Here is a 12489-nt window from a genome sequence, read left to right as displayed (position 1 = left end):
ATAGTATCATTTAAAGTACTCTTATAGGATAACTAAAAGGTGGGGAATGATAACCCGAATTTAATTTAGTAAGGGACTTTTGCGCAAAATTAAATTAAATTTAGAATAAATAAAAATAATATTTATGATTGGAGATTTATCTTTTGCAGTACGAAATCTGGGAATAGGGATTATGCTGATGGCTGGAAGTGCATTAAGTGCCCAACAAGGCTGCAATAATACTGATCCTGGAAATAATGTTGGTGATTGGGGATGTGTAACCTTTACCTATCGTGGGCAGCCAGTTACCTATACTACCGTAAGAGCAGCAGATGGAAATATCTGGCTTCAGCAAAACCTTGGAAGTGGAAGAGTAGCAGAGTCTTTAGATGACGAACAGTCTTATGGGGATATGTTTCAATGGGGAAGATGGGATGATGGACATCAGTTGAGAAACTCTTCCGTAATATCTCCTCCTTCTGATAATACTCCCGAAGGATTGCAAGGAACGGATTCTTTTATCACAGGGACGCCAGCATGGTGGGCATCTAACGGAGCAGACGATAAATGGACAGGTACAGGACTATCTGATGTTACAGAAACAGTGGGAATTGATCCCTGCAAAGCAGTTGGCTTGGGGTGGAAACTTCCTTCCCAAACAGATTGGGAAAATATTGCTCAGGGGGAGAATATTATTTCTCCTGCAAAGGCTTATGGTGGAAATTTAAAGCTGCCAATGGGAGGCTATCGCAGCAGTTCAGATGGTGGTTTTACATTTGTTGGAAAAAGAGGATATTTCTGGAGTTCTACTGCTGCAGGAATCGGGGGTAAATATTTGTACATTGGTGCAACAGTAGCTAATGCAGCAGCAGGAGCTTCACGAGGGCAAGGCTCATCAGTAAGATGTATTAAAACAGAGGCAGGCTTGGGTACATCAGATATTATTCTAAACAAATCGGCAGTTAATGTATATCCAAATCCAGTCAAAGGAATTCTTACACTCAAAAGTGATTCTATGATTGAAGAAGTAAAGATGATTAACGCTGTCGGAGAACGTGTAGTAGTGTTATTTTCAGATGGTCAGATTGATATGAATAGCCTTCCTTCAGGGTTATATATGATAGAGTTAAAATTAAAGAACGGAGAATCTGTAGTTAAGAAAATTATGAAAAATTAATTTTTTTAACATTTGAATCAATATATAGGCTAGATTTCCGTTACATACGGTATAGTTCATTACAATTACTTTTATTGAAAGGCTCATGAAATTTTTCATGGGTCTTTTTTTTGATTTGACTGGGTATCTATGGTTAAATAAAATAAAATCATTCACGTAAAGAAAAATTAATATTATATTCGATAAAAATAAAGATATGAAAAAGTTCTATTCTGTTGTTTTGCTATTCATTACAATGGTTGTTTGGGGGCAGATCAACTATACGATTTCTCCCAATCCATTTAATGAAACAGATGCAATTACCCTTACAATTTCCGGAGATCAGATTGATGAATCGGCTTGGGGATTAGCTGATAATTCAATTTACATCTGGTCCTGGTCTTTTGATGCTAATTATCAGAACAGTCAGAATTGTCCTACCAATGGAAACTGGAACAATTCTAATGACCTCAATAAGCTTATTTACAATCCTGTTAATGATACATATTCACTGACATTTACACCAACAACCTTTTTTGGAAGAACCGGAATTGGGAGATTTGGGTTTTTATTAAAAGATAAGACCGGATCACATCAAACTTCACCCGATATTTTTGTCAATGTAGGAATCCTGAGTTTAAACTTGACAAATCCTGTTGCAAACAGTCTTACCTCAGTTCCAGCTGGAAATTCTGTCAACATTACAGCAGCAACAAATGTAAATACTACTTTTCAGCTTAAAGCTAATGGAATTGTGGTGAACTCTAGTTCTATACCATCTCAATCTTACTCCTATAATTATACGGTTTCACAGGATTCGAACATGGAACTTATTGCGACAGAAGGAAACAATTCTAAAAGCGCAACTTTCATTCTACAGGTTCCCCGAAGTGTGGTTTCTGAAGCCATTCCGAATTGGATTAAACAAGGAATAAATTATGATCCTACAGATCCTACAAAGATTGGTCTGGCTTTGTATGCTCCCCACAAAAACTTTGTTCACGTAATCGGTAGTTTCAATAACTGGACAGTGAATGATACATATCTGATGAAAAAGGATACTGCAAATCCGGATCTTTACTGGATTGAAATGAATGGATTAACTCCGCAACAGCTGTATACCTTTCAGTACAGAACGAATGATTTGAAAAAAGTGGCTGACCCTTATTCTCCTCAGATCTTATCGTCTTATGATGATCCATGGATTTCCTCTTCTACTTATCCGAATCTTCCGGCATTTCCGGCAGGGCAGGGTTTTGAAGTTTCAACATTCAAAACAGGACAAGCTCCTTATAACTGGCAGGTGGGTAATTTTCAGAGACCCGCAAAAGAAGATCTTGTGGTATATGAGCTCTTGTTAAGAGATTTTACACAGGAAAAAAACTGGCAGTCTTTGATTAATAAAATTTCTTATTTAAAAAACCTAAAAATCAATGCCATTGAATTACTTCCTATTATGGAGTTTGATGGAAATCTTTCCTGGGGATACAATACTTCCTTTCATTATGCCTTAGATAAAGCCTATGGAACTCCGGAAAAATTTAAAGAATTTGTAGATCTATGCCATCAGAACGGGATTGCTGTGATTCTGGATGTTGCTTTTAATCACGCCACAGGACGTTCTCCTCTGGTAAGGCTTTGGAATGTAGATCCAGATGGAGACGGTTATGGTGATGTGGCCCCAAATAATCCTTATTTCAATCAGATGCCGAAACATTCATACAATGTATTTAATGATTTTAACCATTCCAGTCCTTCAACTCAATATTACGTTGAAAGATGTCTTGAACAATGGTTGAAAGAATATCATATTGACGGTTTCCGTTGGGATTTAACCAAAGGCTTTACTCAAAACTGTTCTGAGAATGACGAAAATTGTACCAATAGCTATCAGCAGGACAGAGTAGATGTTTTAAAGAATTATGCAGATAAGCAATGGGCAATTGATCCTAATTCTTATATGATCTTTGAACATCTGGGAACAGATCAGGAAGAACTGCAATGGGCCAATTACAGAGTAGCAGAAGGAAAAGGAGTGATGCTTTGGAATAAACAGACAGAGCCTTATAATCAGAATACGATGGGCTATAAGGAAAACAGCAATTATGACCGTATGAATCATAATCTTCATGGATTTACCAGTATGAGAGCAGTAGGATATGGTGAAAGCCATGATGAAGAAAGGCTGATGTTTAAAAACCTGAGTTATGGTGCTGTCAATGGAGGGTATAGTGTAAAGAACCTGAATACGGCCTTAGAAAGAATGAAAACATTTGGAGCAACATTCTTTACCATTCCCGGTCCGAAAATGATCTGGCAGTTTGGAGAATTAGGTTATGAATTCAGTATCAACAGATGTGCAGATGGAAGCATTAACAACGGATGTAGAACTGATGAAAAACCGGTAGCTTTTACATTAGGATATGATACCGATGCCAACAGAAAGGCTGTTTATGATACATGGGCGAAGATTATTAATATCAGAAATACCAATCCTATATTCAAATCAAAAACCTATAGCATAGAATCAAACAATCTGGCCAATGATCCTGATGGATTAATTACAAGAATTTATGTATATGACAACACAATTAACGGAATGAAAAACGTGGTAGTTCTTGCCAATTACTCTACGGCAGCACAAAATGTGGTTCCTTATTTCCCATATGTTGGTCAGTGGAAAAATCTGATGGATGATACCATCTCAAATATTAGCTCTACAATAGCTCCCATTACGTTACAGCCTGGAGAATTCAGGATTTTTGGAAACTATGCCGGAGCTTTATCTGTTTCAGATGTAAACGCAGGAAATAAATTGTCTCTTCAGATTGCAGATAACCCTATCAAAAGTGGATCAGCAAAATTGATTTTTAATAAAGCTAAAAATGGAGAAATTATGATCTTCGATATGACGGGTAAAAAGCTGGATTCGTTTAAACTGGAAAAAGAAAATGGGACTTATGAGCTAAAGGTAAATTATCCACCGGGAACGTATCTGGTTCATTTGAAATCAGAAACCGGAATAGCTATTCAAAAGATGATTGTAAAATAAATACAAAGGCAAACTTGCAAATCAGCAAGTTTGCCTTTTTTTCTTCAAGGGAATGAGTCACTTTTTGCATATTTGAAAAATAAGTCTACCTTTGCACTAGATTTATCAAGAAAGGTGGAGGGATTTGGCCCAATGAAACCTTAGCAACCAACACAATTCCAGAAGTGTAAAGGTGCTAATTCCAACCCGGTGGGGGAGATAAGTGAAGTCAATATTTCTTATACGAATTCCATTTCTTGAAGTCTTGTATATCTGCAGCATGATCTGCGGAAGAATATTATTAATTGGCAAGAACAAAGATGAAAAAATTAAGTACAGCTGTATTATTACTGGGAACAATTTTAGTAGCTGCTCAGGAGCAGGAGGAAAAAGGAAAACAAATTGAAGACATCATCATCGTCGGAAACCGTAACGTTAAAAGAACAAAACTGGAGACTCCGGTGCCTGTAGATGTTATCAATATCGATAAAGTTCAAAGATCATCTCCGCAAATGACGGCTCAGGATCTTCTGAACTATGTTATTCCTTCATTCAATTCCGTAAGACAATCTGCTTCTGATGGAACAGAGCATATTGATCCTGTAACCCTAAGAGGAATGGGGCCGGATCAGGTTTTAGTATTGCTTAACGGGAAAAGAAGACATACCACTTCACTGGTTAATTATCAGAATACAGTAGGAAACGGATCTGTAGGAACAGATTTAAGTACCATTCCTGTTATTGCCATAGAAAAAATTGAAGTGTTAAGAGACGGTGCGGCAGCACAATATGGTTCTGATGCCATTGCGGGAGTCATTAATATTATTTTAAAAAAGAATGCAGGCGCTTCTGCAAGTTTAACCTATGGATTAAGTGGGAGAAATGATGGTGACACTTATCAGGCAGGCGTAAACTATGGAACTTCTTTGGGTAAAAATGACGGGTTCATCAATCTTTCATTACAGTTAAGCCACAGAGGAAAAACAACGAGAACTCAAAATCATAATCTTGATATTTTCGGGAATAATTTTGCGTATGAGTTTGCTGGTGATGCTGAAGCTATACAAGCTGCCAGAGATGCAGATGATGCGAAGATTAAAGAAAGAGGATTAACGAGAGATGACTTCAATTTCCAGATTGGAGATGCACAGATCAGACAAGGACAATTGTTTTTCAACTCAGAATATCCTTTGAATGATCATTTTAAATTCTATTCTTTTGGAGGTTTCAGTATTAAAGAAGGAAAAGGATATGGCTTCAGAAGACTCCCTAATGAAGACTTCAATATTGTGAAAGCAATTTATCCTAACGGTTTTCAGGCTGTTCTGAATTCTCAGATCTATGATATTTCCTATGCCGCAGGAGCGAAATATAATGTAAACGATTGGCTGATTGACCTTAGTAATACCTTTGGAAGCAATACCTTCAATTATAACGTAAGTAATACCAATAATGCCTCTCTGGGGATCAAATCACCAACCCGTTTTTATGCAGGAGCTCATAGCTTCTTGCAAAATACAGTGAATCTTGATGTTTCAAAAAAGATAAAGAACTTCAATATTGCATTCGGGGGTGAATTCAGATTTGAACAATACCAGATCAAAGCAGGAGATGAGGCTTCTTACACTCAATATGACGAGAATGGAAATGTTGCAACAAAAGGTTCTAAAGTGATAGGAGCAGGAGGCTCACAATCTTTCATAGGTTTTTCACCGGATAATGCCTTGAAAAAAGACAGGCATTCTACAGCTGTGTATGCAGATCTCTCCTATGATTTGGATAAAAAGCTGAATATTGATGCTGCTGCCAGATTTGAAAATTACTCGGATTTTGGAAGTACCCTGAACGGAAAACTAGCCGTAAGATATGAATTTGTAAAAAATTATGCAGTAAGAGCTGCCGTTGGAACGGGATTCAGAGCACCATCCCTTCAGCAACAGTACTTTAATAACTCTTTTGCCGATATTTCAACCTCAGGTTCCGGAATTGTAAGGAAAGGAATTTTTAATAACGATAGCCAGGCTGCCCAAGTTCTGGGATTTGATAAATTAAAGCAGGAAACATCCGTTAATGGCAGCGCAGGATTTACCTTACAGCCTGTTAAAGGTCTCTTTATTACGGTAGACGGATATATCATTAAAGTGAAAGACAGAATTGTCATTACCAGCAATATCTCAGATCCAAGATTGTCTGATCCTAAAGTAGTAGGAGAAGGAAATGCAGTGGAAAGCGGCAGGTTCTTTGCTAATGCCGTTGATACCGAAACAAAAGGAGTAGATGTAGTAGTTTCCTATGACTGGAAGCTGGCTGGCGGAAATTTAAATATTAATCTTGCCGGAAATTATACGGAAACAAAAATTACAGATTTTCACTTCCCTGAAAACCTGGGAACTCCCCAAAATGAATTCTTTGGCCCGGATCAGATCAATATTATTGAAACCCTTTCTCCTAAAACAAAAGCTTCATTGGGGCTAACGTATGGAATAGGTAAATTTAATTTTTTTGTGAGAAATACCTATTTTGGCAAAGTCATAAGAGACGGTTATCCTTTCGGAGAAGTTCAGGAGTTTTCTCCAAAGGTAGTTACTGATGTTAGTGTAGGATATGATATCACAAAAAATATCAATTTTACCGTAGGAGCCAACAACGTATTTGATGTTTTCCCGGATCTTCAGAGCTATAAAAATTCATATTATGGAGTATTTAAATATGCGCCGGTTCAGATGGGAACATTGGGAAGTTATTTCTTCGGAAGACTTAATTTTAATTTTTAATGAATAAATGAGTACTGCTTCAGATCAGATCGGCTGGAAAACAGCTGCAGCCATCGTAGTTTCCAATATGATAGGAACGGGGATTTTTACAACCCTGGGATTTCAGTTATCCGATATTACCAACACCTACAGTATTTTTCTGTTATGGGTAATCGGAGGAATTCTGGCTCTCTTTGGTGCCTTTTGCTATGCGGAATTAGGATCCCATTTTAAAGGGAATGGTGGTGATTTTATCTATCTTAAAGAAACCTATCATCCTTTATTCGGATATCTGATAAGCTGGGTTTCCCTGATTATCGGATTTTCTTCACCTGTTGCATTGGCCGCACTGGCTATGTCGAAATATCTATCCGTATTTGATTACTCATTTGGAAATGGTTTTGCGATTGCGGCCATATTTTTGGTGGCTATAACGCTATCATTTAGTTTAAAGACTTCAAGCCGGTTTCATAATTTTTTCACGTTTATCAAAATCGCTTTTATCATTGTATTGGTGATTCTTGGGGTGGGATTATCGGGATCACCACAAATTGGAAACAGTCTGAATTTCAGTGACAGCTGGCAGCATGAAATTATGCTTCCTGCCTTTGCTACGTCATTAGTTTTTGTTACCTATTCCTACACCGGATGGAATTCAGCATCTTATATTGCAGGGGAAATAAAAGATGTTCAGAAGAATCTTCCTAAATCATTGATTATAGGAACTGTTTTTGTGACCATAAGCTATATTCTTGTGAATTACATCATGCTGAAACATGCTCCTGTAAATCAATTAGCAGGAAAGGAAGATGTAATGGGAGAAGCTGCAGTAAACATGCTGGGACTTTCCTTCGGGAAAATTGTAAATATTTTTATTGCATTACAGCTCATTGCAACCATCAGTGGATATTTATGGGTAGGATCAAGGCTTACACAGGCTTTTGCAAAAGACTCCCGTATCTGGAAGCCGCTTTCTGTGGGAAATAAAAAAGGAATTCCGGTAAGAGCCATCTTTGCTCATGCGGTTATCGCAACGATCATTATTTTAACAGGAAGCTTCAAGGAAATCTTTGTGTATACCGCATTTATCCTTCAGTTATTTGCCAGTTTAGCGATTTCAACCGTGTATTTTCTTAAAAAGAAGGATCGGAAAATATTTAAATCCAGCGCCTTTTATATTTTCCCGACCGTTTTCTTACTCTTCAGTATTTATATCCTGTACTTTACCTTTATTCATAACCCTAAAGAAAGTTTAATAGGACTGGGAATTATTGCGGTAGGACTTATTTTATATTGGATAGACAGAAGACTTTCCAAAGGAGTTTAAAAGAAATATTAAAAACATAAAAAAGCGGATAAGGCAATTTGTAAACGGATCTTTTTATGGTTTTGTTCCTTTGATCCCTAATGCTCAAAAATTTATACTTTAATTTTGAATTTTTAATTCTTATCTTTGCACCCACAAAAATTCGACAATGTCTAAATCATTAATTCCAAAATTAGAAGCTATAAAACAAAGATATAATGAGGTTGCAGACCTTATTATACAGCCTGATGTTATTTCAGACCAAAAAAGATATTCTTCTTTGAACAAAGAATATAGTGATTTGGGTAAAATTGTAAGAGTTTACGATCAGTATAAAGGTGCTTTAGACAGCATCGAAGAATCTGACGAAATTATTGCTGATGGCTCAGACAGAGATCTTGTAGATCTTGCAAAAGAAGAAAAATTAGAAGCTCAATCTAAACTTCCCGGATTAGAAGAAGAGCTTAAAGTTCTTTTGATTCCTAAAGATCCTGCAGACGACAAAAACGTTATCGTTGAATTACGTGCCGGAACCGGAGGTGATGAAGCAGCAATCTTTGTGGAAGATATTTACAGAATGTATACCATGTATTTTAAAACTAAAGGATGGAGACATGAGGTAACCGATTCCAATGAAGCCGCAAAAGGATATAAGGAATTGATCATGAAGGTGGAAGGAGAAGGCGTATATGGAATCATGAAATTCGAATCCGGTGTTCACCGTGTACAACGTGTACCTGAAACAGAATCTCAGGGAAGAGTTCATACATCTGCCATTACAATAGCGGTTTTACCGGAAGCAGAAGAAGTAGACTTCGAACTGAATCCAGCTGATATTGAAATGCAGACTTCCCGTTCAGGAGGTGCCGGAGGTCAGAACGTAAACAAGGTTGAAACTAAAGTACAGTTGACACACAAACCTTCAGGGTTAGTGGTAGTTTGTCAACAGGCTCGTTCTCAGCTGGCAAACCGTGAATTGGCAATGGAAATGCTAAGAACCAAGCTTTACGATATCGAATTACAAAAAGTACAGGGAGATATTGCAGCACAACGTAAATCTATGGTTTCTACAGGAGACCGTTCCGCAAAGATCAAAACGTACAACTATCCACAGGGAAGAGTAACCGATCACAGAATCAACAAATCGATGTATAATCTGGATGCTTACATGAACGGAGATATTTCTGAAATGATTGATGCCGTAATTATGGCAGAGAATGCAGAAAAAATGAAGGGAGAAGAAGAAAACTACTAAGAGTTTACAAAAATAAAACAAAGCCTCTGATTTTTTCAGGGGCTTTTCTTTTAAGCACAACAATTATTCAAATTATAAATTATGAAAAACTACAAAATTATTTTTTTGCTATTGCTTACCATGGTGGGGCAATACGTTTCTGCACAAGAGGTAAAGAAGCCTAAAGAGGTCTTTGATCTGTACTTCCGGACTTTAGTAAATAACGATGAAGCAGCTTTAAATAAGCTTAATGATTATTTAAGACCTACAGTAGAAGGACAGGATGCTTACCAGATCAATTTTAAAGAATCTTCACAGGAAATGATCAACAGCAGTGTAGAGAATTTCCTTTCTGCTTTTTCTAAAGCCACGGCTTCAGCATGTAAAAAAGAAGCGGAAGACTATTTCATGGCAATGATCGGAAACTTTAAAAAAGCAAAAGTAACCGTTAATAACGTAAAAATTACTCCTAATGAATACCTTGAAGGAGAAAAAATTGCAGAAATAAGCTATACCGTAAGTTTTCAGCTGCCTTCAAAATTGACACATGGTCCCGAAGGTGACACGAAGAAAGTAAAGGCTGAAGAGTTAAAAAAATATTTAATTCAGGTCGTTGAAGATTTTAAAAATGCAGATAAAACAGTAACCACAGACCAGAACTTTAGCCTGTATGAACTGAAAGAAGGAGGCAAAATATACTATTGGAATGGAAGCCCGGATCAAATTGTTACCAATCTTACTGATTTCTATTTTGACAGCTTTTAATTGGCTGAGAACTGATTAATAGCTTATTGAATGAGTAAAAGTCCCAAAAATAGGGGCTTTTTTTATTTCACATACTTTATGTATTTTTGAGAAAACCGTTCAGTATGAATTTTAAACCTATGTTATTAACTGCTGGAGTTCTGTTTTCAGCATCTTTTTATTCTCAAACAATGAATTATCCAAAAGCATTAAAGGGAGCTCAATCCGATACTTATTTTGGAACTGCAGTTTCTGATCCGTACAGAGATTTGGAAAATGATTCTGATGCTACCAAAAAGTGGGTAGATGAGGAAGTTGCGTACAGCCAGAATTATCTTTCGAAAATTCCATTCAGAGATAAAATTAAAGAACAATTGAAGGAGATCTGGAATTATGAAAAAATTTCTGCCCCTTTCAAAGAAGGAGAATATACATACTATTCTAAAAATGATGGCTTGCAGGCACAGTCTGTTTTATACAGAACAAACAATAAGACTAAAGCTACAGAAGTATTTTTAGATCCTAATAAATTCTCAGAAAAAGGAACCACTTCATTATCTAACCTTTCTTTCAACAAAAAAGGAACACTTGCCGCATATTCTATTTCTGAAGGCGGAAGTGACTGGAATAAGATCATCATTATTGATGCTATTACCAAAAAACAGATTGATGAGACCTTAGTAGATGTGAAATTCAGTGGAATTTCATGGCAGGGAGACGAAGGTTTCTATTATTCAAGCTACGACAAACCGAAAGAAGGAACTGTTCTTTCCGGAATGACAGATAAACATAAGGTTTATTTTCACAAACTGGGAACAAAGCAGTCTGAAGATAAACTGATCTTCGGTGGAGAAAAAACTCCAAGAAGATATCTGGGAGCTAGCGTTTCAGACGATCAGAGATATTTAATTATTTCAGCAGCCAATGCAACCAACGGAAACGAGTTGTTTATCAAAGATTTGAAAAAAGGAGGAGACTTTGTGCAGATTAATAAAGGATTTGATATCAATGCTCACATCGTAGATACACAGGGAGACGATCTTTTCATTTCTACAGATAAAGATGCTCCTAATATGCGTCTTGTAAAAACAACCATCAGCAACCCAGCTCCGGAAACATGGAAAGATGTTATTCCACAAACAGAAAACGTGTTGGGAATCTCTACAGGAGGCGGATATTTCTTCGCCACTTATATGGTGGATGCCATAGATCAGGTAAAGCAATACGATAAAACTGGAAAACTGATCAGAGAAATTACTCTTCCGGGGAAAGGAAATATTTCAGGTTTTGGCGGAAAAGAAAAAGAGAAAGAATTGTATTATTCTTTCAGCAACTATATTACACCGGGAACTACCTATAAATTCAACGTAGATTCAGGGAAGTCTGAAGTATATCAGAAACCTAAAGTGAAGTTCAATCCCGATGATTACGTTTCTGAACAGGTATTCTATACATCCAAAGATGGAACAAAAGTTCCTATGATGATTAACTACAAGAAAGGAACTAAGCTTGATGGTAAAAATCCAACCATTCTATACTCTTATGGAGGTTTCAATATCAGCCTGCAGCCATCTTTCTCGGTTGTGAATGCAATCTGGATGGAAAATGGGGGTATTTATGCTGTTCCAAACATCCGTGGAGGAGGTGAATATGGAAAAAAATGGCATGATGCGGGAACAAAAATGCAGAAAAGAAACGTTTTTGAAGACTTTATTGCCGCAGGAGAATACCTACAGAGTAAAGGGTATACTTCAAAAGAATATATGGCCCTTTCAGGAAGATCAAACGGTGGTTTATTGGTAGGTGCAACAATGACTTTACGTCCAGACTTAGCAAGAGTAGCATTCCCTGGAGTTGGGGTATTGGATATGCTAAGATATAACAAGTTTACAGCTGGTGCAGGATGGGCTTACGATTACGGAACCGCAGAAGACAACAAAGAAATGTTTGAATATCTGAAATCATATTCTCCGGTACACAATGTAAAAGCGAAAACATGTTATCCTTCTACAATGATCATTACCAGTGATCATGATGACAGGGTAGTTCCGGCTCACTCTTTTAAATTTGGAGCAGAGCTTCAGGAAAAGCAAGCTTGTAAGAACCCTATTTTGTTAAGAATTGAAAAAAATGCAGGACACGGTGCCGGAAGATCAACAGATCAGGTAATTGGTGAAAATGCAGATTTGATATCATTTGCTTTATATGAGATGGGAATAAAGAAATAGGTTTTAAAAAGTGAAATATTTAAAAAATGACTAATTTTATTTAAAATCAGTCATTTTT

Annotated in this window: 7 protein-coding genes and 1 riboswitch; all 7 genes read left to right on the top strand. The window is 36.9% G+C overall.

What is annotated here, in order from left to right; genetic code table 11:
* The first annotated feature begins 124 nt into the window (after nt 1–124).
* The 7 genes from CHSO_RS24540 to CHSO_RS24510 all read left to right on the top strand — a co-directional run bounded on the left by CHSO_RS24540 (nt 125) and on the right by CHSO_RS24510 (nt 12431).
* On the top strand, nt 125–1156 hold the full coding sequence (locus tag CHSO_RS24540) for a T9SS type A sorting domain-containing protein (RefSeq protein ID WP_045501516.1): 1032 nt from the start codon (nt 125–127) through the stop codon (nt 1154–1156).
* Between the two features lie 196 nt (nt 1157–1352).
* Nucleotides 1353–4187, top strand: a complete 2835-nt coding sequence (locus tag CHSO_RS24535) for an alpha-amylase family glycosyl hydrolase (protein WP_045501514.1) — start codon at nt 1353–1355, stop codon at nt 4185–4187.
* A 99-nt stretch (nt 4188–4286) separates the two neighbouring features.
* Nucleotides 4287–4392, top strand: a riboswitch (SAM riboswitch).
* Nucleotides 4393–4486: 94 nt separating this feature from the next.
* Complete coding sequence (locus tag CHSO_RS24530) at nt 4487–6940, top strand: TonB-dependent receptor plug domain-containing protein (protein ID WP_045501512.1); 2454 nt, start codon at nt 4487–4489, stop codon at nt 6938–6940.
* A 7-nt stretch (nt 6941–6947) separates the two neighbouring features.
* On the top strand, nt 6948–8246 hold the full coding sequence (locus tag CHSO_RS24525) for an APC family permease (protein WP_045501510.1): 1299 nt from the start codon (nt 6948–6950) through the stop codon (nt 8244–8246).
* 148 nt (nt 8247–8394) lie between these two features.
* On the top strand, nt 8395–9480 hold the full coding sequence (gene prfA, locus CHSO_RS24520; RefSeq protein WP_045501508.1) for a peptide chain release factor 1: 1086 nt from the start codon (nt 8395–8397) through the stop codon (nt 9478–9480).
* A gap of 81 nt (nt 9481–9561) precedes the next feature.
* On the top strand, nt 9562–10224 hold the full coding sequence (locus CHSO_RS24515; protein WP_045501506.1) for a hypothetical protein: 663 nt from the start codon (nt 9562–9564) through the stop codon (nt 10222–10224).
* Between the two features lie 104 nt (nt 10225–10328).
* Nucleotides 10329–12431, top strand: a complete 2103-nt coding sequence (locus CHSO_RS24510; RefSeq protein ID WP_045501504.1) for a prolyl oligopeptidase family serine peptidase — start codon at nt 10329–10331, stop codon at nt 12429–12431.
* The last annotated feature ends 58 nt before the right edge of the window (nt 12432–12489 follow it).

The organism is Chryseobacterium sp. StRB126, assembly GCF_000829375.1.
Taxonomy (GTDB): domain Bacteria; phylum Bacteroidota; class Bacteroidia; order Flavobacteriales; family Weeksellaceae; genus Chryseobacterium.
Note: the sequence above shows the minus strand (reverse complement) of the source record. Positions and strands in the feature narration are given on the sequence as shown.

Coding starts and splice junctions, on each gene's coding strand:
- CHSO_RS24510 (WP_045501504.1), top strand. CDS start 10,329: ATGAATTTTAAACCTATGTTATTAACTGCTGGAGTTCTGTTTTCAGCA.
- CHSO_RS24515 (WP_045501506.1), top strand. CDS start 9,562: ATGAAAAACTACAAAATTATTTTTTTGCTATTGCTTACCATGGTGGGG.
- CHSO_RS24540 (WP_045501516.1), top strand. CDS start 125: ATGATTGGAGATTTATCTTTTGCAGTACGAAATCTGGGAATAGGGATT.
- CHSO_RS24530 (WP_045501512.1), top strand. CDS start 4,487: ATGAAAAAATTAAGTACAGCTGTATTATTACTGGGAACAATTTTAGTA.
- CHSO_RS24535 (WP_045501514.1), top strand. CDS start 1,353: ATGAAAAAGTTCTATTCTGTTGTTTTGCTATTCATTACAATGGTTGTT.
- CHSO_RS24525 (WP_045501510.1), top strand. CDS start 6,948: ATGAGTACTGCTTCAGATCAGATCGGCTGGAAAACAGCTGCAGCCATC.
- prfA (WP_045501508.1), top strand. CDS start 8,395: ATGTCTAAATCATTAATTCCAAAATTAGAAGCTATAAAACAAAGATAT.